At 42.8% G+C, this 24603-nt stretch carries 22 protein-coding genes and 1 pseudogene; 9 read left to right on the forward strand and 14 right to left on the reverse strand.

Annotated elements, in window-relative coordinates; all coding sequences use genetic code 11:
* Window positions 1–130: 130 nt before the first annotated feature.
* From ACQY1X_RS07940 to ACQY1X_RS07990, 11 genes and pseudogenes are all read right to left on the reverse strand, one after another.
* Entirely contained in the window at window positions 131–1792 is a 1662-nt protein-coding gene (locus tag ACQY1X_RS07940; protein WP_430015555.1) for an NAD(P)H-quinone oxidoreductase subunit 4, read from the reverse strand.
* A gap of 124 nt (window positions 1793–1916) precedes the next feature.
* Window positions 1917–2618: an ABC transporter ATP-binding protein gene (locus ACQY1X_RS07945; protein ID WP_272103464.1), complete on the reverse strand. Its 702-nt coding sequence runs from the start codon at window positions 2616–2618 to the stop codon at window positions 1917–1919.
* 61 nt (window positions 2619–2679) lie between these two features.
* Window positions 2680–3417 carry a septal ring lytic transglycosylase RlpA family protein gene (locus ACQY1X_RS07950; protein WP_042791113.1) on the reverse strand — a complete coding sequence of 246 codons (738 nt, stop codon included), beginning with the start codon at window positions 3415–3417 and terminating at the stop codon, window positions 2680–2682.
* A 756-nt stretch (window positions 3418–4173) separates the two neighbouring features.
* Window positions 4174–4383 carry a hypothetical protein gene (locus ACQY1X_RS07955; RefSeq protein ID WP_036397425.1) on the reverse strand — a complete coding sequence of 70 codons (210 nt, stop codon included), beginning with the start codon at window positions 4381–4383 and terminating at the stop codon, window positions 4174–4176.
* A 171-nt stretch (window positions 4384–4554) separates the two neighbouring features.
* The gene (locus ACQY1X_RS07960) at window positions 4555–4887 is read right to left on the reverse strand and encodes a DUF5615 family PIN-like protein (protein ID WP_149978137.1); all 333 of its coding nucleotides are present in this window, start codon (window positions 4885–4887) and stop codon (window positions 4555–4557) included.
* On the reverse strand, window positions 4884–5108 hold the full coding sequence (locus ACQY1X_RS07965) for a DUF433 domain-containing protein (RefSeq protein WP_002745983.1): 225 nt from the start codon (window positions 5106–5108) through the stop codon (window positions 4884–4886). The genes ACQY1X_RS07960 and ACQY1X_RS07965 overlap by 4 nt, the downstream gene beginning before the upstream one ends.
* Window positions 5109–5354: 246 nt before the next feature.
* Window positions 5355–5657 carry a DUF1257 domain-containing protein gene (locus ACQY1X_RS07970; RefSeq protein WP_272103472.1) on the reverse strand — a complete coding sequence of 101 codons (303 nt, stop codon included), beginning with the start codon at window positions 5655–5657 and terminating at the stop codon, window positions 5355–5357.
* A gap of 1581 nt (window positions 5658–7238) precedes the next feature.
* Window positions 7239–8522 (reverse strand): annotated as a pseudogene (locus ACQY1X_RS07975) (NACHT domain-containing protein); the annotation flags it as partial.
* A gap of 64 nt (window positions 8523–8586) precedes the next feature.
* Window positions 8587–9015 carry a DUF29 domain-containing protein gene (locus ACQY1X_RS07980; protein WP_430015556.1) on the reverse strand — a complete coding sequence of 143 codons (429 nt, stop codon included), beginning with the start codon at window positions 9013–9015 and terminating at the stop codon, window positions 8587–8589.
* A gap of 30 nt (window positions 9016–9045) precedes the next feature.
* Window positions 9046–9210 (reverse strand): hypothetical protein, encoded by a 165-nt coding sequence (locus tag ACQY1X_RS07985; protein WP_430015756.1) that lies wholly within the window; start codon window positions 9208–9210, stop codon window positions 9046–9048.
* The gene (locus ACQY1X_RS07990; protein WP_002740014.1) at window positions 9182–9889 is read right to left on the reverse strand and encodes a hypothetical protein; all 708 of its coding nucleotides are present in this window, start codon (window positions 9887–9889) and stop codon (window positions 9182–9184) included. Before ACQY1X_RS07990 ends, ACQY1X_RS07985 begins: the two co-directional genes overlap by 29 nt.
* 341 nt (window positions 9890–10230) lie before the next feature.
* On the opposite strand from ACQY1X_RS07990, the gene ACQY1X_RS07995 reads away from it, so the two are divergent.
* The 5 genes from ACQY1X_RS07995 to corA all read left to right on the forward strand — a co-directional run bounded on the left by ACQY1X_RS07995 (window position 10231) and on the right by corA (window position 16543).
* The gene (locus ACQY1X_RS07995; RefSeq protein WP_430015557.1) at window positions 10231–10959 is read left to right on the forward strand and encodes a Uma2 family endonuclease; all 729 of its coding nucleotides are present in this window, start codon (window positions 10231–10233) and stop codon (window positions 10957–10959) included.
* Window positions 10956–12401: a precorrin-3B C(17)-methyltransferase gene (cobJ, locus tag ACQY1X_RS08000; RefSeq protein WP_430015558.1), complete on the forward strand. Its 1446-nt coding sequence runs from the start codon at window positions 10956–10958 to the stop codon at window positions 12399–12401. Before ACQY1X_RS07995 ends, cobJ begins: the two co-directional genes overlap by 4 nt.
* Before the next feature lie 81 nt (window positions 12402–12482).
* Entirely contained in the window at window positions 12483–13598 is a 1116-nt protein-coding gene (locus tag ACQY1X_RS08005) for a universal stress protein (protein WP_430014326.1), read from the forward strand.
* Between the two features lie 415 nt (window positions 13599–14013).
* Window positions 14014–15291: a recombinase family protein gene (locus ACQY1X_RS08010; protein ID WP_004162342.1), complete on the forward strand. Its 1278-nt coding sequence runs from the start codon at window positions 14014–14016 to the stop codon at window positions 15289–15291.
* 91 nt (window positions 15292–15382) lie between these two features.
* Window positions 15383–16543 carry a magnesium/cobalt transporter CorA gene (gene corA, locus ACQY1X_RS08015; RefSeq protein WP_002755845.1) on the forward strand — a complete coding sequence of 387 codons (1161 nt, stop codon included), beginning with the start codon at window positions 15383–15385 and terminating at the stop codon, window positions 16541–16543.
* Window positions 16544–16602: 59 nt separating this feature from the next.
* Here the strand turns inward: corA and ACQY1X_RS08020 are convergent, their stop codons facing one another.
* Complete coding sequence (locus ACQY1X_RS08020) at window positions 16603–16779, reverse strand: hypothetical protein (RefSeq protein WP_002739752.1); 177 nt, start codon at window positions 16777–16779, stop codon at window positions 16603–16605.
* Window positions 16780–17773: 994 nt separating this feature from the next.
* Between ACQY1X_RS08020 and ffh the strand changes: the two genes are divergently transcribed.
* Window positions 17774–19210 carry a signal recognition particle protein gene (gene ffh / locus ACQY1X_RS08025; protein WP_271936380.1) on the forward strand — a complete coding sequence of 479 codons (1437 nt, stop codon included), beginning with the start codon at window positions 17774–17776 and terminating at the stop codon, window positions 19208–19210.
* 3 nt (window positions 19211–19213) lie between these two features.
* On the opposite strand, the gene thiL is transcribed toward ffh, so the two are convergent.
* Entirely contained in the window at window positions 19214–20182 is a 969-nt protein-coding gene (gene thiL, locus ACQY1X_RS08030; protein WP_430014327.1) for a thiamine-phosphate kinase, read from the reverse strand.
* 252 nt (window positions 20183–20434) lie between these two features.
* Window positions 20435–21106 (reverse strand): MBL fold metallo-hydrolase, encoded by a 672-nt coding sequence (locus ACQY1X_RS08035; RefSeq protein WP_287234449.1) that lies wholly within the window; start codon window positions 21104–21106, stop codon window positions 20435–20437.
* Window positions 21107–21210: 104 nt separating this feature from the next.
* Between ACQY1X_RS08035 and ACQY1X_RS08040 the strand changes: the two genes are divergently transcribed.
* The 3 genes from ACQY1X_RS08040 (at window position 21211) to cax (ending at window position 24601) form a co-directional block, all read left to right on the forward strand.
* On the forward strand, window positions 21211–22695 hold the full coding sequence (locus ACQY1X_RS08040) for a site-2 protease family protein (RefSeq protein WP_430014328.1): 1485 nt from the start codon (window positions 21211–21213) through the stop codon (window positions 22693–22695).
* A gap of 157 nt (window positions 22696–22852) precedes the next feature.
* Window positions 22853–23485 carry a YdcF family protein gene (locus ACQY1X_RS08045; RefSeq protein ID WP_002740156.1) on the forward strand — a complete coding sequence of 211 codons (633 nt, stop codon included), beginning with the start codon at window positions 22853–22855 and terminating at the stop codon, window positions 23483–23485.
* A gap of 27 nt (window positions 23486–23512) precedes the next feature.
* Window positions 23513–24601, forward strand: a complete 1089-nt coding sequence (cax, locus tag ACQY1X_RS08050; protein WP_430014329.1) for a calcium/proton exchanger — start codon at window positions 23513–23515, stop codon at window positions 24599–24601.
* Window positions 24602–24603: the final 2 nt, after the last annotated feature.

The raw sequence follows: 24603 nt of genomic DNA on the forward strand, positions 1-24603 counted from the left end.
TTGATCCCAGAGACGATATTAAACTGGCTATCTTAGATTTTAGTATAAATGCTCGCATCTTTTTCCTCGCCAAAAAAATCAGGAGCAGAATTTCTACTCCTGATAACCTATTCACTTTAGACTTGCCAATTTATTGGAATATACTGGCAACTTTGGCGCTTACGTCCGGTTGAGTTTCAGCGTAGATATTTTGACGAGTAGCGGCGATTTCTGTGTAAGCTTGACGCACTTCCGAGTTAACTGCCACCGTTTTCACATCGTAGATACGGGTAGCCAGTTGGGGATAAAAACCGATAGCGACAATCAAAGTGAGGAAAGAGACAGCGATAAAGATTTCTCTGGGTTTAGCGTCAATATATTCTGATTCGTCAGGAAGGACACAGCTAGTACCAAAACAAACTGCCTGTTCGTTACTTTTGTTGGGGGTAATGTTAGTAATATCGCAGGAAGAACCATCTCCGTAGAAAACTTGACGAAGCATGGAGAGTAGATAAATCGGGGTGAGGATTAAACCAACGGAAGCGAGGAAAACAGTCACAACCCGGAAGGTTTGGCTATAAACGTCACTGCTAGTGACACCGATGAATACAGTAATTTCACTGGCAAAACCGCTCATTCCGGGTAACGCTAGGGAAGCCATGGCGCCGGCAGTAAAGAGAGCGAAGACTTTCGGCATCGCTTGAGCAACCCCACCCATCTCGTTTAAAGCTAAGGTATGGGTGCGGTCATAGGTGACACCAGCAAGGAAGAATAAGACGGCGGCAATTAAACCATGGGAGAGCATTTGTAACATAGCGCCGCTAATACCCACATCGGTAAAGGAAGCAATCCCTAAAAGGACGAATCCCATGTGTGAAACCGAGGAATAAGCGAGACGGCGTTTCATGTTTTGTTGACCGAAGGAAGCGAAAGCACCGTAGATAATATTAACGACACCGAGAATCGCTAGAATCGGGGCAAAGTAGATATGTGCATCGGGTAGAAGCCCCATATTAAGACGGATTAAACCATAACCACCCATTTTGAGGAGAACACCAGCGAGAATCATCGATACAGGTGCAGAAGCTTCACCGTGAGCATCGGGGAGCCAAGTATGGAGGGGGAAGATAGCGAGTTTGACCCCGAAAGCGATTAATAAACCAGCGTAAAGGACTAATTCTAAAGCGAGGGGATAATCTTTAAATCCTAATTCCGCCATGTCAAAGGTCATCGTACCACCACCGTAAAGGGCCATGGCTAGACCAGCAACGAGGATGAAGATAGAAGCGGCGGCGGTGTAGAGTAAGAATTTAGTGGCGGCATAACGACGTTTTTGGCCACCCCAGATGGAAACGAGTAGATAAACGGGAATTAACTCGATTTCCCACATTAAAAAGAATAATAATAAGTCTTGGGCGACGAAAACACCAATCTGAGCGGCGTAGAGCAACAGCATCAGGAAGTAGAATAAACGGGGTTTACGGTCCACTTGCCATGCGGCCAAGATAGAAAGGGTTGTCACCAATCCTGCTAATAAAACTAACGGTGCCGAGATACCATCCACCGACACCGCCCAACTTAAACCAATTTGGGGAACCCAATCGATTTTTTCTACTAATTGTAGGTTGGGGTTGCTTAAATCATATTTTTGTAAAAAGACGTAACACATTAATATAAAGTCTGCTAGTCCGACTCCAAGAGCAAACCAACGAACGGTTTTTCCTTCCTTGTCGGGGATTACAGGGATTAGGAAGGAGGAAAGCAAGGGGAGCAAAATGATGGCAGTGAGCCAGGGGAAGTTAGCCGTTAGCATGGCAGTAAGAAAAAATACCTATTTCGTTATGTGTTCATTTTATGCGACTTTGTAAAATTTTGTGAATATTTTTTGGCCTACCTTTACCATAGAATTTTATCTATAGTTGGCGTATCATCATCGATTAACCCAAATAGGCCTGTTTGACCCGCTCATCCCTGAGTAAATCCCCGGCTTTTCCCGCGATAGTCAAGCGTCCCGCTTCCAAAACATAGCCGCGATTGGCAGTTTCTAGAGCTAAATTGGCGTTTTGTTCCACTAACAGGATAGTTACTCCCGATTCATTTAATTTACGGATAATACTGAAGATTTCTCGCACTATCTGCGGCGCTAGTCCTAAACTGGGTTCGTCTAGTAACAATAACTTGGGACGACTCATTAAAGCTCTGGCGATCGCAAGCATCTGCTGTTCCCCACCGCTTAGGGTTCCCGCTAACTGCTCTCGGCGCTCCGATAGTCGGGGAAACAGTTGCCACTGCTCTTCGATATCGCTTTTTACTCCTAGGCGATCGCTCCTCGTATAGGCACCTAACTGCAAATTTGTCAAGACTGTTTGACGAGCTAAGATTCTTCTACCTTCCGGACTATGGGCAATTCCCCGTTTAACGATTTCATGGGGCGGTAAATGGGTAATATCTTGACCCTGATAAATTATTCGCCCGGTCTTTGCCGTTAAAAGCCGAGATATCGTCTTTAGAGTCGTCGTTTTTCCTGCTCCGTTCGCTCCAATGAGGGTGACAATTTCCCCCTTTTCTACCCTTAAGCTAACCTGCTGTAATGCCTTTATTCCGCCATAATTAACCGATAAATCGTTAATTTCTAACATAAACCCCGTCAAATCCCAATAGGATCACTATAGCAGTGATCACTGCCATAGTGATCACTGATTATCTGCCTAAAACTTCCAAGACCACTGGGGCAACTCCCGACTGGAAGACACCGATAATCGCTGCAGCACCTCTGGAGAGGTCGATGACGCGACCACCAGTAAACGGACCGCGATCGTTAATTCTGACCACCACCGAGCGCCCATTACGCAGATTAGTTACCCTAACCCTAGTGCCGAAAGGTAGATAGCGATGAGCGGCAGTTAAACCACCAGAGTTAAAAGTCTCACCACTAGCGGTGCGACGACCGTGGAAACCAGGACCATACCAAGAGGCCATTCCCCGTTTACGGGGGCGACTGCTGGTTTTTGTCCCCTGGGTTGTTTTTGGCTTCTCTGCTGGTGTCACTGAGGCAGGATTGCTGGCCGGGGCCGGTTTGACTTGATTGGGTTGTGATTGGGGTTGTATGGTCGAAGGAATGGCCTCTTGGGTGCGGGGTGTAACGCTTGCCGGGACGGTATTTTCTTTGTCCACTAGGGACTCCAAAGTTTTTAGAATTTCGTTAGCATTATCTTGAACCGAACGTGATACTTTAATATCTGAATCGAATGTTCGACTATTAGAAAAAGCGGACAGAACGGTTTGAGTAGTTGACTCGATAACAGTTTGACGACCTACGCTAATATTCGTCAAGCTGTTGCTGTGTCCTGCTGTCTGGGAACAAATTATCGAGGCTGTAGTCCCCACTACGGTAAGGGCGGTTACAGCTTGTAGTTTGTTGATCAGTTGTTTATTCATAGACCTTCTTATTGTGCGTTAGCAAGTTCCCAATGCAAAGCTGAAGGAATTTGCTAACATTCCTTTTTGCTTGCAAAGCTAACTTGGTTGCGTTCTGTTCAACCCTATCACGGAAAATTGGTTGGTCATTACGAGAATTTATATCGTTATCGGGCAAGAGAATCAAAAATTTAAATAAAGGGTTGACTTGCGCTAAGAACCAAGTTAAGATGGGAAGTTTTTAATTTTTTGTCTCCTAGAGGGGGTCAAGGTTAGGAAAACTTGGGGAATTAGTGAAATTTCGAAAGGTAATAACGCTAGTATTGACAAGGCTTTCAAGGATTATCAGCCCCCCCCGATTTCCCTCTATAGCTGCAGATAATGGTTAATAAAACTGTTTTCTTCGCTACAAAAAACCAGATTTTTAATATCAATGTTAAATCGGACTAAGGATCAAAGATTAAAAATTATAATAGGGGCTTGACAAGGAACTAAAAATAAGGTGTTATTAGCCAAACTTAACAACGTAATCAGAAATGCTGATACAGGCTAATAATAAATCCTGTTTAAAAGGGATAGGGAAGTGGGGAAGTGGGGAAGTGGGGAGTATTTTGCTGTGAACAGTGAACTGAAAACCCGCATCTGAATACTGAATACTCACTCCTAACCCCACGAAACGCTTTTTCGGCAAACCCTATATATATAGATGGCCGATGTCCGAACGGGTGTGGGGTGTAGGGAAAGAAACCTCTTTCATCTGTGGGGGTGAAAATTTTTTCATCGGGACTGACTGGAAAGAGGGTGTAGGGTGTAGGGAAAGAAACCTCTTTCATCTGTGGGGGTGAAAATTTTTTCGTTGGGACTGACTGGAAAGAGGGTGTAGGGTGTAGGGTGTGGGGTGTAGGGAAAGAAACCTCTTTCATCTGTGGTGGTGAAAATTTTTTCATCGGGACTGACTCCTAACCCCACGAAAAGCTTTTTCGGCAAACCCTATCTAATGTGTGTTGGGTTTCCTTGGGTCAATCCAGTGAGAAAATTAATCGTAGTAACGCACCAATTTAATGACAAAGTTGGTGCGTGGGGTGCAGATTATTGATTTTGGTTTTTTAACAGAATTAGTAACCGCAAACACGCACCCTACAAGATCAGCGATCACACTCAACTTAATATCAACAGACTTTCTGTTTCACTATCAAAAAATTCAACAATAATTAAAAAATAAACTCTTAAAATTTCGATAATCTTTGCAGTGGGACTATTGCCAATACGAAGATAGATAAATTTGGGTGGATGACCATATAATAGACTGCGCTGATGAAAATCGGCATCTTTAGAGACAATTACAAAATCGTTGAATTTGGCAAATTCCCAGATAAGTGCATCATCAGTATTGATCAGTCCTAAAGTCTTGACGTGCTGGGAATCAGAATATAAATCAATTATTTTATCAATAATCCGATCTGACAAATTTTCATCTAATAACAGTTTCATAAAGAGGTGATAAATAATTTTTTCTCTCGATCAGCAGCAAAAGCCAAACAAGCTTTGATATCCTCGGAAGTTAATTCTGAAAAATCCTCAAGAATTTCTGCTTCTGTCATTCCTGCTGCTAAATATTCTAGAATATCGTACACAGTTATACGCATTCCTCGAATGCAGGGTTTTCCGCTTCGTTTTCCAGGTTCAATGGTAATAATGTTTTGGTAACTCATAATGCTTTAACTATTTTTACCTTCCCAATTATATCTTATTCGATGACAGAGATCGCACTCCACCCCACCGACAAGAACGATCACCCTTCAACTTCGTACCACTCTTAGGGTGTGAAGTGCGAAAGCATAATGCACCAATTTAATAATAAATTTGCTGCGTCGGGTGCGGATTATTGATTTTGGTTTTTCATCAGAATTAGTAGCCGCAAACACGCACCCTACAAGATTAGTAGATTAGCGATTGCGCTAATTTAAACCTCTCTCTTTAATTTCTTTAAGGGTTTTATTAACAGCATATTTTGCATTGATACTATTAATCAATTCAGTTTGACTATGTTTTTTAGCAACTCCCCATAAATCAGCAATTAAGTCAAAACTTCCGTCGGTATTACGACTCCAACCTAGATCATAATCTCCCTCTAGCACAGCAACAATATCTGCTCTAACTCTTTGACCGTTAGAACCACGAACATCTGCTTCACGTTTAACTATTATTCCTAAATCCTGCAAAGATTTTACTAAAATTTCAGGATCAGTTATTTTAGTTATTAAAGTAGAAAAATAACCGCCAGCGCCTCTTTTGTTCTGACTATCCCACTCCCTTTTGTTCTGACTATATTGATCAGGGTTTCTCCAATCTCTGGAATTATTATACTCAAGAAGTTGCTTAAAATCTTCTTTGATTTTATCATCTACATCCTTTCTAGCTAATATCGTTTCAATAATTGCTCCTATTTCCGAGTCAATTGTTATTTTACCTAATGCTCTACGAAGTTCAATAATTTCCCTTTCACCCTTATTAATTAGTTGTTGAATAATGGGTAAAGTTTGCGGATTATCTCGCCAATGGGTTGCTAAAGCTTCAATTGCTTTTGATTGACCCTTGTTAGCTTGTTGTTGAATAATGGATAAAGTTTGAGGGTGATCTCGCCAATAGGTTACTAAAGCTTCAATTGCTTTTGATTTACCCCTATTAGCAAGTTCTTGAATTTTAGATAATGCCACTGGGTATAGTTGAGCAATTTGAACCAATGCGTCGATAATAGGTTGTTGTCGCCAACTGGTTGCTGCAGATTGAGCTATTTTTTGAAGCATATTCCATCCGTTGGGATCACCTTGCCAATTTTTTACAACACAAGAAATACTTTTGTCTCTGTTTTTCTCCCTTTGTCCCCACCGGTTTCCAGTATCATATTTTTTATAATAACTTATATCTTTATCATAAAGCCTTTCTAGTTGATTTAACAATCGCTGACTTAGTTCAACATAAATAGACTGGTTTCGCAATTCTCCATAACAATCTGCTGCCAAAAAAAGATGAGCAAATCCCTGATCTTTTTCCTCTATATCAATGAGATAACTAATTAATTCTTCAGCAATTTCTTTAGGAAATTCTGCACTTAGCATCCCCATCAATAAACATAAAACTTCTTTCCAAACAGGATCTGAATAATGTTCTCCAAATACTTTGGTTTTCAATTCCTCAAGAGTAATTCCGTCTGGGAATCCTCGGTTTTTAAATCTTTCATAAAACTCGCAAGCACAAAAGTATTCTAAAAAAGTTCGATGAACAAAAGCAAAAGCATTGCCACCTAAAGAACAAAGAATAAAATTACGATAGCGCAGTTGTTTGATAATTAAATCAGTCAGATCACTGGCATCTCGTTTGTTAATTCCTGTTTTTTCAAGATATTGAGTCAAAATATTTTCTAATTCTTCCTTATAGATTAAATTAGCATCTAACCCTTTTTCTCCTGCTTGCATGGCACTTGCGACTAAACGCAGAATGTCCCTTTTATCTCTTAGATCAATATTGTAAAGATATTTTTTCAGTTCAGGATCAATTAATCCTTCCTTGGTTTCAAAATCCCATTGATGTAATAACACCTCTGACGCTTTTTCATAAAGTTTTGAGCGATCTCTTGGTAATTCTTGAGTTCGATTTAGAATAGCCATCATCGTTAATAATAAAGGATTTCCTGCTAATTCTCGAATCGCTTTTGACTCCTTAATTGCCTTTTGTAAACGTTCTTGTTTTTGGGTTTTATCATCTCGATTTTCAAAAGCTAAATCATGCCAACGTTGAATAAAATCTTCAATCTGATCTTTATCTAAATCTTGGATCATAAAATGTTCAAAACCAGCATTATTTAATTCTTCTGCTTTATATCCTAACCAGCGAGAAGTTACTATAATCTGCACTTGAGGATATTGAATACTAAAACGTTTGATATCCGTGACAATTTCTTCTCTTAGTTGAGGATTAAAAACTTCATCTAAACCATCAAAAAGCACAACAACTTGACCTTTTTTAAGCTTATCATCTAAAGCAAGTTGATTGAGATGACAAATCAGATTACCTTGATGGAAAAATTCTAGAATATTCTTACACTTTTTTTCATCCTTATCTCTGGCATAAATACGCAATTCTATCAAAAGAGGAAGGGGAAGCAAAACACGCTGACTGAGTTCTTTTTCAGCCCAATTTAAAGCTAAATACTGTAATAAACTTGATTTTCCTGCTCCTGGATCACCCAAAATTACAGTTCTTGGGTATTCAGAAGAATTGACAATATCCAAAACAGGATCTAATTTTTCATTCAGATATTCTCGCCGTTTTCGTTCTAGTTCTGCTTGTATTTGTTCTAACTCCGCTTGAGTAATTTCTCCCCTATCTACAAGTTCCTGCAGCACTTCTTTAGGTAATTCATAAAGTTGAGGAATAAATTGTTTGCATCGTCTCACATTTTGCGGCACAAACATTCGCCAGAGTTTGATTTGCTCATAAGTCGTTGTGTCTAAACATTCTAATTTAAGATGACCATATTCCTTTTTTAAGCCTTCCGCATAGTTATCTAAATTGTAATCTGTTTTAACTCCTGCTATTTCTTGAATATTTTGGCTATCTTTATTCTGTAACTTAACTAAAAAAACGGCTCTTAGCTTTTCAGAATTTTCAATAATTTCCTGAGTTTTTCTCAAATAAAATTTACCGAGTTTTTCCCAGTTAAATTCAGCAGGTAACGGCGATAAATTAAGTCTTTGCCAAGATTGAGCTAACGTCAAAGTATCAAGAACTTGACAATCAATATCAAAAGCATCCCCTAAAATAGGTTTAACTTGGTCATCTTTAATGAAAGTCTTGAGAGGTTTTTCAAAGTTTTTAATTTGATCATCCTCCAGATCGGCCATTTCTAACTGTTGCTGAAAGAGTTCTAAAAACTCCTTCATTGCTTTGCCATAAGCTTCTTTTTGAACATCTTTTTCAGGTAAGCGTAACACTTTACCTAGACTGTTTTTAAAAAATTCCTTTCCGTAATCTTTTGCACCCTCTTTTGCCAACTCTTGCATTACTGAAAGAACAAGCGAACCTGCGGCTTGAGTAACCCCCCAGACAATTAACCAGTCAACCATGGCGATAAACTTAAGATTCTGTGGATACTATCTAAGCTTACCAACTTTAATCGTTTTTCGTCTATCATTCCGACAAATGAAGAGAACGATTTAAAATATCCTCAATACCGTAGGGACAAATGGGGGGAAACTCTAATCCCGTCTCTCTAAAGGCATCGGCACAAGCAACAGCATAGAGTTTAAATAGGCTTTCATCGGTTAAATATCGCTTTAAACTGGGGCTATCGTCCAAATAAAGCCTAATATTAGCTCTTTCTCCTTGAATAGTTCCCAGCCAACCCCGGGATCGCCGTTGAGGTTGATAGTCCCACTTTAATAAATGATGCAAAATTAATCTGAGACTAGCGAGTAAGCGATCGCGCTCCCGTTTCGACAAATCCCGCACCTCTTCGACTAAATTCTCAATATCCAACTCGGAAAACCGACCGGAAGCTAATAAATCGGCCATTTGTTCGGCCCAAAGTCCAAAGTCTTGCTCATAGGATGCCGTCATCGATTTATCTCCTTCTAAGCTCAATTAACATTATATTAAACCTCTTGCATAATTAATTTTTGATGGTTCAAAAACAGCAAAAACAAGGATTAAATTACCCAAAATCTGTAAATTATGATTAATTGATGACCGGGAAACTGGTATCTTTTCAAAGATCGCCGAACCATTAACGGGTTTTGCGTCTTCGGATGACATTATTAGAATAACGAGAAGGTTTTGGCCGGGGTTCTTTTCCCCCTCCCAATTCGCGACTAACTTGCTGGAAAATATCCCGTCGCAGCACAGGATATTCCCCTATCCACTGGTCGAGTTGGGGAAGATGGACATCAGAAAGCTGATTGATATCCCCTAAATCGGGGTCTCGAGACATTAACAAAGCTTCGGCCACCATCCCGGGACGGATCGATTTATGGATGCGTTTGAGGGGAGCGCGAACGATCGCCGAAAAACCAGTTTGATCACCGATTTCTAGATTAATACAGCGTTGGCGATTTTCGATAATCTCTAATTCCCCGCGTTTATTGACCCTTTCTTCTTCCCCGATTAATTCCTCGGTTACAAAAGCATCGAAAACGCGACCGCGCCAAAATCCCCCGTAGGGAAGACGACGATAGGTATTATTGCGAACACTGGCCCAGTAAACCGGACCCCAGAGCCAATATAAACCGGCGATAATGTCGAAAATCAGTTTAATTGTTAAACCACCGGGACCGAATAAATTACCGATTAACCAGGCTGCGGTGAGAGCAATGATAGAAATAAATAAACGGCGCAGAAAATCAGACCATTTACCCCAATAGTGAGCGTACTGGGGACCTGTGGCGATAATCGGGACAATTTGCTCGATCGATTGACGGGTAAGGGGAACCAACATTATCAGTTATCGGTTATTCGTGAATGGGTAGGCTCTAGAAGAGGACGTTTACCTTTCATTTAGGTGCGCTATATCAGTTATGACAGCGTTTCTCATAACTAGATGAAGTGTAACCTAATTTGGTATCGACTACCGACTTACTAAAAGGAAAATTTTGTACCTCATCACTAAGATAAATGGTATAGTTTTGGGTAATTGTCTATCTGTTGGTCGCCATTCATACCATCGCTAAAAGCTCAGGACTTCCGGCGAAATTTCAGTTAAAAGTTAAATCCCTCAAGAAGTCCAATGAAACAATCTATAATAAAACCAATGCTGTTTTGTTCCCAAAGACTGCCACCATGACTTCTTCCCCAGTTAAATCCTTAACTTCTCAGACTGTAACCACTCAACATTTACCCCCTTTAGAAAATGGGGACCGCTTAATTCGTCCCGAATTCGAGCGCCGTTATCAAGCTATGCCAGGATTAAAAAAAGCCGAACTTATCGAAGGAGTTGTGTATATGGCATCCCCATTAAGGTTTAAATTTCATGCTGAACCCCACGGACGTTTAATCACTTGGTTGGGAGTTTATCAAGCTGCTACACCCCAAGTACAAATGGGTATTGAGCCAACAGTTCGCTTGGATATCGACAACGAACTACAGCCGGATGGGGTGTTATTAATTAGTCAAGAAAGCGGGGGAAAATCAACCCTAACTGTAGAGGGATACCTAGAAGGAGCGCCGGAATTAGTGGTAGAAATTGCCGCTAGTAGTGCCGCCATAGATTTAGGGGATAAAAAACGTGCTTATCGGCGCAGTGGCATTCAAGAATATCTTATTTGGCAGGTATTTGATCAAAAAATTGATTGGTTTAGTTTAGAAAATGGCGATTATATTTCTTTGTTAGCCAACCAAGAAGGAGTGATTTGCTCTCTAGTATTTCCGGGTTTGTGGTTAGATATTTCAGCCATGCTCAACGGCAATATGTCACGGGTGTTAGACATCTTAAAAGCTGGAATTAACTCGGTAGAACATCAAGAATTTATCCAAAAGTTAACCGCAGCGCAGTCGGGGGAAGCCAAATGAAACCTCCAGCTATTCTGATTTTAGGAGAAACCAGTATCCCCGTGGCTCGTCAAGTGCAAATGGTCCTACCGGAAGCAGTGGTTTATGGGTTAATAGATCGTACCCATTCGGCTGATTTTACCTATACTAATTTTGGCGAAACGGTGCGAGAATTTTTCCAGACGGGAACGCCAATTATTGGCATTTGTGCGGCGGGTATTTTAATTCGCACTTTAGCACCTTTATTAACTAATAAATGGCAAGAACCGCCTGTATTAGCAATCGCAGAAGATGGCAGCGCCGTAGTGCCTTTGTTGGGGGGTTTACAAGGGGTTAATGATCTCGCTCGTCAAATTGCCTCGGTTTGGCAAATTTCCCCCGCAATTACCACCACTGGTGATATTAGATTTAAAACGACCTTATTATCGCCACCACAGGGTTATCAGTTAGTTAATCCCGATGATGCTAAGAAGTTTTTGTCCGATTTATTGGCGGGTGAAAAAGTAAAATTAATCGGTGAAGCGGACTGGTTAAAAAATAGTAATTTACCAATTTCATCAGCAGCAAAATTGAGCATTGAGATTATCGATAAAAATAACTTAAACTTGGCAAAACCTAGCACTGACTGTTTAGTTTATCTCTGGGAGGAAAGCCAGCAAATTAAGGAAAAATCCAGTTTACCACTAGGGGATTTGGATCAAGAAAGTCAAGGTAAATTAGCCATAGTCGGAACTGGACCGGGTGCGCTAAATTGGATGTCGCCGGAAGTTCGAGAAGTGTTGGAAAAAGCCACGGATTGGGTGGGTTATAAAACCTATTTGGATTTGGTAGAATCCCTGCGAAAACCAGAAATTGTCCGCCATGAATCGGATAATCGGGTGGAACTCGATCGCGCGGAAATTGCCCTAGATTTAGCGGCTAAGGGGCGATCGGTTGTCTTAGTTTCCTCCGGAGATCCTGGCATTTATGCCATGGCCGCGGCCGTGTTTGAGGTATTAGAAAAAAAAGCAAAACCGGCATGGCAGCAGGTGGCCATTCAGGTCTGTCCGGGGATTTCGGCCATGCAAGCGGCGGCTGCTAGGGTTGGCGCACCTTTAGGCCATGATTTTTGTGCGATTTCCCTATCGGATATTCTCAAATCTTGGCAAGTGATTTCTCAGCGTATTGAGTTAGCGGCCCGGGCAGATTTAGCGATCGCATTTTATAATCCTGTGTCTCAAGAGCGCACTTGGCAATTGGAGAAGGCAAAAGAGATTTTATTACAATGGCGATCGCCGCAAACTCCCGTGGTACTAGCGCGTAATTTAGGGCGAAAAGGGGAAACAGTGACGGTGAAATTCCTAGAGGATATGACTATTAAAGATGCGGATATGCGGACTATAATTTTGGTCGGATCGAGTAAAACTCGCCTTATTGGGCAAGGTAAAACAAAACAATGGGTTTATACTCCACGTCACTATTAAAAGGATTAATGATACTCAATCCCCCCGGCTACGATCGAATTATCTTAATCTGTAAGGTAAGTTGCCAAAAAGGAGACAATTGTGCGACGGGGAAGACATAAAATTTTTATCGGGATGGCCCCTGGAGTCGGGAAAACCTACAAAATGCTGGAGGAGGGACATAGCCTCAGAAAGCAGGGAACCGACGTGGTGATTGGACTTCTCGAAACCCACGGCAGAAAAGAGACCGCCGAAAAAGCCGAGGGATTGGAAATCGTACCAAGAAAAATCCTAGAGAAAGAGGGATTCACTCTCTCGGAAATGGATACGGAAGCGATTATCGCCCGCTCGCCGCAGCTGTGTCTGATTGATGAATTGGCCCACACGAATGTACCCGGTTCGGAGCGAGAGAAACGCTTTCAGGACGTAGAGATAATTTTGTCCCGGGGAATCGATGTTTACTCGACCGTGAATATCCAGCATATCGAGAGTTTAAACGATCTGGTTGCTAGGATCACCGGGGTGGTGGTGCGGGAGAGAATACCCGATCGAATTTTGGAGGAAGCTGATGAAGTGATCGTGGTAGATGTCACCGCCGAAACCCTAGAGGAAAGATTATTAGCAGGAAAAATCTACGCTCCGGAAAAGATCCAACCATCTTTAAATAATTTCTTTCAACGGCGTAATTTAATCGCCCTACGGGAACTCGCCCTGCGCGAAGTGGCCGATACAGTAGAAGAAGAAGCGAGTAATTCGACATTTATCGGTCAATCCTGTCCCGTTCACGAACGGGTATTAGTTTGTGTTTCCACCTATCCCAACTCTTTACGATTATTACGTCGAGGAGCGCGGGTAGCAGGGTATATGAACGCGGAATTTTTCGTGATTTTCGTCGATAACCCCGATCGCTTTCTCACCAGAGAGGAGGCTTTACATATCGAAACCTGCCAACGTTTATGTGGGGAATTCGAGGGCAAATTCTTACGGGTTAAAAGCTATCAGGTGGCGGCAGCGATCGCAGAGGTAGCCGAGCGGGAACGAATCACCCAGATTGTAATTGGGGAGAGCCGTCAATCGCGCTGGAAGCATTTCATCAAAGGTTCTTTCACCCAAAAACTTATGCGCCTGATCTGGCAGAAAAATATCGATCTTCACATCATCGCCACCGATCCAAAAGTACCAGTTAAAGACGCGCGAGGCAAGGGGGTGAAAAGATAACCACCGCTCTGCTATTTACCAGCGAAGTGGTGAAAGAATTTTCCTTCTAAGTATCTAAGCAAAATTAATTACACATCTAAGCCACTACTCCGTGAGACTTCTGCTGATGTGAGCAAACAGAGAACTGAAAACTCAAATCCGATCCCTAATAGCTGTCTCCCGTCTCGGAGTCTCCTGTCTCGGAGTCTCCTGTCTCGACTAGGAAATTAATTTGGCACGACTACTTACTAACAACAGGTTTCAAGATTTTAAGTCCCACTACTTATAAGCTGTTGACTATCTAAATTATTGGTTAAGACTGTCTATGATCGGTGAGAAGGAGGCTGGGTCGAGGCAGTTCGATCATTTGTACTAAACTTTTCAGGACGCGGTTTAAATATAGTACAGTTTATCTATAGGAGGATTTCGGCAAAACATGAAAATTATCGCCTACACCTATACTAACCCCCTGATCGATAGTCCTCCCGATGCCTCGATTTGGGACTATTCTCCCGAACAAGTGTATCAAGATTTTGGCGATCGCTCACAGCGGCAGCAACTACTCTGCGATTGTCAAGGGACTCCCCCCCGACTGCTGATCCTGCATCGCCTAGCAGAATTAGGAGACAATGGCACGGAAGTTAGCAAAATTTTACAATCCTTAGAAGCCCTCGACATAGATATAATTGCCCTGGAAGACCCAGATTATAAGCTGAATTTTGCCAAGATTCTGCAAGAAATATCAAAAAACGAACTAAGTAATCGTTTAAAAGCAGGTCACGCTCGCAATCGTCTGCAAGCTTTACCTCCCCCCGGAAAAGCACCCTACGGTTATCGTCGTGGCAAGGAGCGTTATATACTCGATCGCAGTACCGCGCCAGTAGTCAAAGACTTTTTTGATCGCTTTTTGATTTCCGCTTCCCTGCGTTCCACGGTGCGCTATCTAGAAAAACGCTACGGTAAAAAGATATCGGTAGCTACTGCCCATAAATGGCTGACTAATCCCGTTTATCGCGGTGATTTGTGCTATCTCGGTCAAGATATTATCCCCGATACCCACACCCCGATTATCTCCCGGGAAGAAGCAGCCCAGATCGATCGCATCCTGAGAAATAATCGCAAATTACCCCCCCGCAGTGCCAGCGCCCCGCGTTCCTTAGCGGGTTTAGTCGTCTGTAGTCAATGTCAATCGGGGATGACGATTACCAAAGTGACGGCGCGAGGAAAGGGTCTAGAATACCTCTATTTGCGACCTTTGCAATGTCCCCGGACAAAAAAATGTTCGGCGATCGCTTATGAGAAAATTCTCGATAGCACAATCGAGCGCATTTGTCAAGACCTACCACCGACGATCGCTCAGATATCTTTACCGGATTTAGAGGGGATCAAACGGGGAATGAGCGAGGAAATAGGGCAAAAAAACGATATTTTGTCGCAATTGCCCTCCCTAGAAGCGGCGGGAATTTTAGATCAAGAAACGGCTAATCTACGGGCCTATAAACTGAAAAACGAGATCGCGCAGATTCAAGGACGTTTAGACCAATTACCCCCCGATAACCTGACTATTATCGCTCGTGCCGTTGCTTTTCCGCAATTTTGGCGAGATTTATCGGAAATAGAGCGCCGTTTTTATTTTCGTGAGTTTATCCGTCGCATCGAAATCGAGAGGGAAACGGCTAATAATTGGCATTTACGTTTAATCTTCGTTTTTTAAGAGTCTGGGACAATCTTAAAGTTAGCTAAAAATTGAGGAATGTTTGAGCGATCAATGCTAAGAAAAAGGCAAACAGCGATCGATCTCAACTATGAGCAATAACAAAAGATTAACTAGGTATAAAAAAGGGCGAAAATCCTCCCAGACAAAACCCCACCTTTACGATTATCACTATAATCAACCCGGGACGATGCCGGGGTTAATCACCATCGATGAAAATGCCGTTGCTACCGAGATATTTTTAGTTAATTATAACTCCCAACAAGCCACTAGAGTTAATAATCTTTTACCTCAAGACTGTCTTAAATATTTATCCAATGATTCCATCTCTTGGATTGATATCGTCGGTTTGGGTAATGAAGATAAACTGCAAGAGTTGGGGGAAATTTTTCATTTGCATCCCTTAACCCTTGAGGATATAGTCAGTATTCCCCAAAGACCAAAAGTGGAAGAATGCGATAATTATCTTTTAATTATAGTGCCAATGGCCATCCTGACCGATCATCAGAGTTTTTTGTTAGAACAAATCAGTTTAATAGTCGGGAAGAATTATGTTTTAACCGTGCAGGAAGAAGGACAATACGATTCTTTGGAAGGAGTTAGGGAAAGAATCCGTTTAAATAAAGGTTCCATCCGGCAGCAAAAATCGGGTTATTTAGCCTATGCGATTTGGGATGCAATTATTGACGGTTATTTTCCTGTTTTAGAGTCCTACGGAGAAAGAATCGAGGAGTTAGAAAACGAAATTTTAGCTAGTCCCACGGAACAAATTTTATCAAAAATCTACCAACTACGTCAGGAATTACTCTCCCTGCGACGAGCAATTTGGCCGCAAAGGGACACCCTCAATGCGCTTTTACGCGATGAGTATATTGTCATCGATACAACCATTAAACCCTATCTAAGAGACTGTTATGACCATGTAGTACAAATCCTCGATGTTATCGAAAATTACCGGGAATTTGCCAATGGTTTAATGGATTTTTACCTGTCTTCCGTGAGTAATAAAATGAACGAGATTATGAAAACTTTAACGGTAATCTCGACGATTTTTATCCCGCTCACCTTCATTGTCGGTATTTATGGCATGAACTTTGATACTGATAAATCCCCCTATAATATGCCCGAATTAGAATGGTATTGGGGCTATGTGTTCGTCTGGGTGTTGATGCTAACCGTTGCTTTCAGTTTAATCATTTTCTTTTGGCGACGCGGCTGGTTTAAGAACCTATCGACAGGGAAGAAAAGATAAACTGTTAAGCAGATTAGGCGGATTCTATGGCATTGCTGGCATCTAGCAAGAGAAAATGGCTATTGCAGAGAAATCAATAATTTAGTGTCTGCGGTATTTTTTAACACTTTCAGTTGATGGCTTCTAATTTTGTCCAACCAACTATAGTGCTGGTTACGACATTGATAGACGATATCGATGTCACCAATCTCTGACTTAATCTGAGCCAAGTAGTTTTCTAGTTCGCTAATTTTCATAACCTATCTCGCTTGCGCTGAAGGACATCAACCCTAAACCAAGAATTATCCCTAAAGGATAGGGGTGACTACAGTTACTATTATAGGCCGATCATAATTCTTAAAAAAGTTCTGATCTAACAAAATTGGCTAATGTCAGGGTTAGATGATAAGCTGCCTGCGAATTTAAATTGCTTGTTGAGATGAGGCACTCTCGCACTCTTGGAAAAGGCAACAGTAAAAGGATTGGGGAGAGAGATGGCTCTCTTGGATTTGGTGGGTAAAATGTATTCTAAGATACAGCCCTGCTGGCGCGGGAGTGGAAGAAACCACTCCAGACACAGAGGACACAAAGATCGATCCTATGTAAGTTAAACTTATCACACAGAACTTAGAAGAGCCCCCAGCTTCGATAATTAATTCGGATATTAGAACTCTTGCAAATTAATTATATGTTATGATTATAGGCTAACTAATTTTTTGGGAAAATTAGTTAATAGGTACATTTGTCATAAATAAAAACCTGAAGTTTTACTTTTAACTCAAAACTCTTGAGATATGCTTTAATTTGGTTATCAAAACCTCTTTATTTAAGCGGCACAAACTATCTCAATTTTTATAATTGAGAATAATTATGGCTCTTCTGAGTTTGGTATGCTTCTCGGCGGTTTATTAGGAGCTTAAAGGATTGAAACACCTTCCAGATAAGTCTTTTGTGTTTTTTCCAGAGCTAAATTGAATTAATCCTTTGCCGGATAGGGTTTCCAGCTAATCAGATGAACCTTTCAGCTTCTACAAACAGTTCACTGACGACCTGGAATTTAAGGCCCTGCTCCTCGGTTTTCTCTTGAATCGATTCCTGCAGCGATCGAATACTTCCGAAGCTAAGACAGACTCAGTTTAACATTCGATCGAACTTTGCCGCCGATCCCCGACCAATGACAGGATAAGAACGGGGGTCTTCCCCCGACATTTGAGATAAAATCGATCTAGTTAAAAATTTAATTCCGAAACTATGTTCGACGCACTGGCCGACCGCTTAGAAGACGCATGGAAAAAATTACGAGGTCAAGATAAAATCTCCTCGGCCAATATACAAGAAACCCTCAAAGAAGTCCGGCGGGCTTTATTAGAAGCAGATGTTAACCTACAGGTAGTCAAGGGATTTATTGCTGAGGTCGAGAAACAAGCCCTCGGTGCTGAAGTTATTTCCGGAGTCAATCCCGGCCAGCAATTTATCAAAATTGTCTATGATGAATTGGTCAAAATTATGGGGGAAAGTAACGTTCCCCTAGCTCAGGCCGATAAACCCCCCACCGTAATTTTAATGGCCGGGTTGCAAGGGACGGGAAAAACCACCGCCACCGCCAAATTAGCCCTATATCTCCGCAAACAGTCCAAAAGCTGCCTGATGGTGGCTACCGATGTTTACCGTCCGGCGGCCATTGACCAATTAATCACCCTCGGTAAACAGATAAATGTTCCCGTCTTCGAGATGGGTTCTCAGGCTAATCCCGTCGATATCGCCCGTCAAGGTGTGGAAAAAGCCAAAGAATTGGGCGTAGATACGGTTATCATCGACACCGCCGGTCGTTTGCAGATAGACACCCAGATGATGGGCGAACTAGCACAAATCAAGAAAATTGTCAACCCCGACGACACTTTATTAGTGGTGGATGCCATGACTGGTCAGGAAGCGGCCAATCTCACCCACACTTTTCACCAACAAATCGGCATCACGGGGGCAATTCTCACCAAACTTGATGGCGATACTCGCGGTGGGGCAGCCCTATCAGTGCGGCAAATATCGGGACAACCGATTAAATTTGTTGGGGTTGGCGAAAAAGTCGAAGCTTTAGAGCCATTTTATCCCGATCGCCTTGCCAGTCGCATCCTCAATATGGGTGATGTCCTGACGCTAGTGGAAAAAGCTCAGGAACAGTTAGACCTAGAAGACGCGGCCAAAATGCAGGCCAAGATTTTAGAGGCTAAGTTTGATTTTAATGACTTCCTCAAACAGATGCGGCTGTTAAAAAATATGGGTTCCCTGGGGGGAGTCCTCAAGTTAATCCCCGGTCTGGGCAAACTGAGCGGGACAGACATCGAAAAGGGCGAAAAAGAGTTAAAACGCACGGAAGCGATGATTAATTCCATGACCACGGAGGAACGCGCTAACCCCGATTTATTGGCTAAGTCTCCTAATCGTCGTCGTCGCATTGCCAAGGGTTCGGGACATCCAGAAACAGAAGTTAGCAAACTAATTGCTAATTTCACCAGAATGCGAACGATGATGCAACAGATGGGACGGGGACAAATGCCCGCTATGCCGGGGATGCCCGGGATGGGTGGCGGAATGTTTGGGGGTGGCAATCAACCGGGGTTCCGCGGTCAAGGTGGCAGCCAGAAAAAACCGAAGAAAATCAAGAAAAAGAAAGGTTTTGGCGATTTATAGAGGCTAAAAATGTTGAAATCCAGAGCTTAAACTGAGGTTTCTACCGTCGGCTAATTTTATCTCTCTCCCGGGGACGATTTGACCGATTATCGCCCCCCCGGACCCCACTTTCTCCAGCAATTCTCTGGCACTGTCCGGGGGTAAACACAAAACTAACTCAAAATCTTCACCGCCGTATAAAGCCCATTCTAGAGCTTTTTCGGCTCCTACATATTCTTTCAGGGTTGGATGCAGGGGAATCCGCTCGATTTCGGCACCAACCCCACTACAGCGACAAATTTGCATGATGGCATCTGCTAACCCGTCACTGCTATCCATGCCCGCGATGGGAAATTGCTTGACAATTTTTTGTAAATGTGGTATGCAATCGAGTCTCGGTCGCGGCCGTTGATGAGCTTGGATTAATCGCTTTTTTTGGGAGGAATTTAAATTCCTCCCGGTTTCAGGGTGCAAGAGTAACTCTAATCCGGCCCGCGATAAACCGTGATAACCAGTAATAACGATACTATCGCCAACTTTTGCGTTAAAACGTCTAATTTCTTCATTTTTTGCCACTTGTCCCAGGGCAGTGATGCTGATGTTAATCTCCGTGGCCCGACAGACATCGCCACCAACGATCGCCGTCTGATATACTTGCAGACAAGAGCTAAGACCCCGATAGAGTCCTTCTAGCCAATCGATGGCTAGATCGGGAGTTAAAGCCAATCCTACCGTAATTCCCAGGGGTTCTGCCCCCATAGCCGCTAAATCGGATAAATTAGCCGCCGCCGCTCGCCAGCCCACATCTTCCGGAGAGGTGGTAATATCGCTAAAGTGGACGTTATTAACTAAAACATCAGTGGTGACGACGAGAGAGTAACCCTCTTTGATCGATAAAATCGCCCCATCATCACCGATAATCTCCGCAGGACAATATTTTTGCAGAATCGGTAGCAATCCCTGTTCACCCAAATCTTTAACGGTTAAATTCATAATTTCTGGGAATTGAACGATGCAGCTTCTAAAAAGTCTTTAGTTAAGGTTTGCGGCAAAAAGTTTTTCGTGGGGGTAGGGTGTGGGGTGTGGGGTGTAGGGTTTTATCCATTTTCAGGTGGTCAATTACCTAATTTTCAGGGAAAAAGTCCCTAAAATTTCCCCCCAATCACTCCAATGGTCGGCACTTTTTGAGGGAAAAAAAGTCTAAAAGCGTTATCCAACAAGGTTTTTAGATTTATTCAGCAGACCCTAGTTAAGAGGATTGGCGCTGATTTTTTCGTAGGCGCGATCGATAATTCCCCGACCGCGCAGAAAGCCGGTATTAGCCCCCGGACAAAGATAAGAGAGGGTTTCTGGACTAAAACGGTCTAAAATGATCTTTTGCGATCGCAATTGCCGCGGCCAGTGGAAAGTTTTCGCGGTCTGTAGGGGTTGCGGTTGACCCTTGGTGTCGGGGAGAAGATGACGACCGGTAAATAAAACCCCCCCGTGACGCTGCCAGTAGAGACAGGAGGAGCCGGGAGAATGGCCAGGAGTCCAAAAACCGCTACAAGTGGGAGATAACTGGATTTGCTGCTGAAAAACGGTAATTTGACGGTGAGGAAGCAGATAGGCTTCCTGTTCCTGTAGAATAATCTCACAATCAAGCCAACTTTGCAGAGAATCGCTCTGTTTACCCTGACCCCCGCGATGGGTAAAAAATAAGTAACGGACTCCCTTTTCTCGGAGAAAATCCCGCTCGCTCTCGTCACAGCCAGGACAATCCACCAGAATATTGCCAGTATTTTCTACAATAAGATAAGAGGTTCCCCCTAGGGTTTCCCGATTAGGCGAGAAAGCGTATAAACCTTCTAGAATTAATCGAGGGGGTTTTGTGGTTTTGCTAACCTCTAAAGGAGACGATTCGGTTTCCGATCGCATGGTTTGCCTATCCAAATCACAATCAATGCGGTTTACAATTTAGCACGATCGATGACCAGGCCGGCTGAAATTAGCCGCTTTTTATTCAAGAGAAAAGAGCCGATATGGAAATGTGGTTGTTATTAGGGATTCTTGGCGGTTTCACTTATTTTATGGTCAAGCGTAGCGTGGCCAAAATCACGACAACACCAGTTTGGTTAATTTGGTTAGTCCTGATGACTCCGGCTCTAATTTGGACCGGCTGGACGTTAATCTATGGACAGGATACCCCCATGCCGGCATTTTTGCTGATCGGCCCCTTTGTGATCTGCCCTTTTTTGTACTGGTGGTTAGTACAGAGAGGCCGGGTTACTCCCCAAGAAAGCTCCCCATCACCGCTAGAAAAAGCGAATTTAGTCCTAGAAAATATTGATAATCCTGCACCTAAAAATGATTTAAAACCGATCACTGCTGAAGAGGAAAAATCCCTACGAGATTGTTTTCCTTGGGGTGTTTATTATCTGCAAAATATCGATTATCGTCCCCAAGCAATTCTCTGTCGGGGGAAATTGCGAGCAGTTCCCGAAGAAGCTTATCAAGTGATTAAAAACAATGTGGAAAAGGTTTTTGGTGATCGCTTTTTATTGCTTTTCCAAGAAAGTTTTCAGGGACAACCTTTTTTCGCTCTTGTGGCTAATCCCTGGCAGCAAAAAACAGAAACTATAGAAACTGAAAAAGTTACTCGCCCCTTTCTTGCCCTGGGTTTATTGTTATTAACTATCTTAACCACCACAGTGGTCGGTGCGGGATTAAGTGGCATTACCGCCCAACAATTAGAAAATAATCCTAGTTTATTATTGCAAGGGTTACCCTACAGTTTGGGCTTAATTGCTATTTTAGGACTGCACGAATTCAGTCATTATTTTACAGCAGTTAAATATAAAATTAAAACTACTTTGCCCTATTTTATCCCCATTCCTTTCTTCCTCGGCACCTTCGGGGCTTTTATTCAAATGCGATCCCCTGTACCCACCCGCAAAGCTTTATTTGATGTGGCGGTGGCCGGTCCTTTGGGGGGTATAATTATCGCTATTCCTCTAATGTTTTGGGGATTGTCCCTCTCGGAAATAGTTCCCCTAACTAATCAAAGCAGTTTATTAAATTTTCAGGCCTTAAATCCGCAGTTTTCTTTTTTCTTGTCTATCGTAGCTAAACTAGCTCTCGGCAGTAATTTAATCGCAGGAAAAGCCATCCATTTACATCCTTTAGCGGTAGCTGGTTATGTGGGAATTATCGTTACAGCCCTAAATTTAATGCCCGTTGGTCAATTGGATGGTGGTCATATTGTTCACGCCATGTATGGGCAGAAAACCGCCATAATTATCGGTCAATTAACTCGATTATTCATGTTTATTTTAGCCCTAGTGCAGCCAGATTTTTTACTCTGGGCGATTATTCTTTTATTAATGCCAGTCAGCGATCAACCTGCTTTAAATGATGTCACCGAATTGGATAATAAACGAGATTTATTAGGTTTATTTTCCCTGGCTTTGTTATTAAGTATTTTGCTACCCCTTCCCGAAGCGGTGGCCCGTTGGTGGGGTATGTAAGCGACCGCATCAATCAACCTGAGTTCTGGGAAAATTATCGGTCAGTTAGGGAATAAAATCCCCATCTCCTACGTCAATGTGAGTTCGATGATCCTCACCCTCGATCACTTTAATCCACAAAGCTGAAGGTTGACAACCGCTCACCGATCACTGTTATATGGTTCTCAAGGCTAATTCTCAGAGAAAAAAGCGAGTTTCTCCGCAAGGGAAGTTAGGCAAATTTAGGTTAAAATTGCTGGCTATTCCGCTAATTTTGGCGGGTTTAGGCTGGTTGTACCTCGATTTACGTCAGCAGTGGCTAAAACCGGAAGCGATTTTTGTTTTGGGAGGTCATGCCGATCGAGAACGTTTTGCGGCAAAATTAGCTAAGGAATATCCCGATCTACCGATTTGGGTATCTTCCGGTAGTCCGCGACGATATGTGCAAAAGATTTTTAAAAAAGCGGGAATTCCCCCAGAACGTCTCCATCTCGATTACAATGCGCGAGATACTGTAACTAACTTTACTAGCCTAGCCGATCAACTGAAAGCCCAAGGTATTGATAGCGTCTATCTAGTCACTTCTGATAATCACATGAGAAGGGCGCGATTAGTGGGAGAAATTATTTTTGGTAGTCGCGGAATCGTGATTAAACCGGTGACTGTTCCCTCCCAATCACCCCCCGAACCCCTAGAAAAGTCTCTCAGAGACGGTTTTAGGGCAATATTATGGATAATAACCGGTTCTACTGGGGAATTTTGGCTAGAATCCGATTCTAGTCCCCCTCAGTTCCCAACCCGATCAAAATAAAATTATCTTGACAAAATTAACCACTTTATGTTAAGCAAAAACACCATTTTCGCCATCTTATTAATTTTTGTGCCGCTATCGATCGCCGGTTCCCTGTTACACTGGGGCGGAACGGTAGTTTTTATCACCGCTTGTCTAGCCATTATCCCCTTAGCGGCCTATATGGGGGAAGCCACGGAAGCGATTGCGGTGGTGGTTGGGCCAAATATTGGCGGTTTGATGAATGCCACCTTTGGCAATGCCACAGAATTAATTCTCGCCTATGTCGCTTTGCGGGAAGGTTTTATCGATGTGGTAAAAGCGACGATTACTGGCTCAATTATCGGTAATTTACTCTTAGTTATGGGATTATCGATGTTTTTAGGCGGTTTACGCTTCAAAGAACAGGAATTTCAACCGATAACCGCTCGTTTAAATGCCTCAGCTATGAATTTAGCGGTGGTGGCGCTCCTTTTACCCACTGCCGTGCAATTTACCTCCACGGGAGTCGGGGAAGCAGTCCTGCAACGTCTATCCGTGGCCGTGGCAGCGGTGTTAATTTTCGTCTATGGTTTAAGTCTCTTATTTTCCATGAAAACCCACACCTATCTCTACGATGTCGGGGTTGCCGGTATCGAGGAGGAAAGCGCCAGAGAAAGCACCGCAAGGCCGAAAATCTGGTTTTGGTCTTTGATTTTATTGATCGTTACCATCGCCGTGGCCGTAGAATCGGAGTTATTGGTGGCATCCCTAGAGGAGGCTACAGAACAGCTAGGTTTAACGGCACTGTTTACCGGGGTAATTCTTTTGCCTATTATCGGTAATGCGGCCGAACACGCTACGGCTGTCACCGTCGCCCTTAAGAATAAAATGGATCTATCGGTATCTGTGGCTGTCGGTTCCAGTATGCAGATCGCCCTGTTTGTGGCTCCGGTTTTGGTTATCATGGGTTATATTATCGGTCAGCCCATGGATCTAAATTTTAATCCCTTTGAGTTGGTGGCAGTGGCTGTAGCGGTGTGGTTAGCTAATTCGATTAGTAGTGATGGGCGATCGAATTGGTTAGAAGGAATGTTACTCTTAGCTACCTATGCTATCCTGGCCTTGGCTTTCTTTTTCCATCCTCTCACCGCTTAGAG

This window comes from Microcystis protocystis FBCC-A270 (genome assembly GCF_050500235.1).
Taxonomy (GTDB): domain Bacteria; phylum Cyanobacteriota; class Cyanobacteriia; order Cyanobacteriales; family Microcystaceae; genus Microcystis; species Microcystis ichthyoblabe_A.

What these genes read in the sequence shown, in the direction of transcription:
- ACQY1X_RS07940 (WP_430015555.1), bottom strand. Translation starts at nt 1,792, where the DNA reads ATGCTAACGGCTAACTTCCCCTGGCTCACTGCCATCATTTTGCTCCCC.
- ACQY1X_RS07945 (WP_272103464.1), bottom strand. Translation starts at nt 2,618, where the DNA reads ATGTTAGAAATTAACGATTTATCGGTTAATTATGGCGGAATAAAGGCA.
- ACQY1X_RS07950 (WP_042791113.1), bottom strand. Translation starts at nt 3,417, where the DNA reads ATGAATAAACAACTGATCAACAAACTACAAGCTGTAACCGCCCTTACC.
- ACQY1X_RS07960 (WP_149978137.1), bottom strand. Translation starts at nt 4,887, where the DNA reads ATGAAACTGTTATTAGATGAAAATTTGTCAGATCGGATTATTGATAAA.
- ACQY1X_RS07965 (WP_002745983.1), bottom strand. Translation starts at nt 5,108, where the DNA reads ATGAGTTACCAAAACATTATTACCATTGAACCTGGAAAACGAAGCGGA.
- ACQY1X_RS07980 (WP_430015556.1), bottom strand. Translation starts at nt 9,015, where the DNA reads ATGACGGCATCCTATGAGCAAGACTTTGGACTTTGGGCCGAACAAATG.
- ACQY1X_RS07985 (WP_430015756.1), bottom strand. Translation starts at nt 9,210, where the DNA reads ATGTCATCCGAAGACGCAAAACCCGTTAATGGTTCGGCGATCTTTGAA.
- ACQY1X_RS07990 (WP_002740014.1), bottom strand. Translation starts at nt 9,889, where the DNA reads ATGTTGGTTCCCCTTACCCGTCAATCGATCGAGCAAATTGTCCCGATT.
- ACQY1X_RS07995 (WP_430015557.1), top strand. Translation starts at nt 10,231, where the DNA reads ATGACTTCTTCCCCAGTTAAATCCTTAACTTCTCAGACTGTAACCACT.
- cobJ (WP_430015558.1), top strand. Translation starts at nt 10,956, where the DNA reads ATGAAACCTCCAGCTATTCTGATTTTAGGAGAAACCAGTATCCCCGTG.
- ACQY1X_RS08010 (WP_004162342.1), top strand. Translation starts at nt 14,014, where the DNA reads ATGAAAATTATCGCCTACACCTATACTAACCCCCTGATCGATAGTCCT.
- corA (WP_002755845.1), top strand. Translation starts at nt 15,383, where the DNA reads ATGAGCAATAACAAAAGATTAACTAGGTATAAAAAAGGGCGAAAATCC.
- ACQY1X_RS08020 (WP_002739752.1), bottom strand. Translation starts at nt 16,779, where the DNA reads ATGAAAATTAGCGAACTAGAAAACTACTTGGCTCAGATTAAGTCAGAG.
- ffh (WP_271936380.1), top strand. Translation starts at nt 17,774, where the DNA reads ATGTTCGACGCACTGGCCGACCGCTTAGAAGACGCATGGAAAAAATTA.
- thiL (WP_430014327.1), bottom strand. Translation starts at nt 20,182, where the DNA reads ATGAATTTAACCGTTAAAGATTTGGGTGAACAGGGATTGCTACCGATT.
- ACQY1X_RS08035 (WP_287234449.1), bottom strand. Translation starts at nt 21,106, where the DNA reads ATGCGATCGGAAACCGAATCGTCTCCTTTAGAGGTTAGCAAAACCACA.
- ACQY1X_RS08040 (WP_430014328.1), top strand. Translation starts at nt 21,211, where the DNA reads ATGGAAATGTGGTTGTTATTAGGGATTCTTGGCGGTTTCACTTATTTT.
- ACQY1X_RS08045 (WP_002740156.1), top strand. Translation starts at nt 22,853, where the DNA reads ATGGTTCTCAAGGCTAATTCTCAGAGAAAAAAGCGAGTTTCTCCGCAA.
- cax (WP_430014329.1), top strand. Translation starts at nt 23,513, where the DNA reads ATGTTAAGCAAAAACACCATTTTCGCCATCTTATTAATTTTTGTGCCG.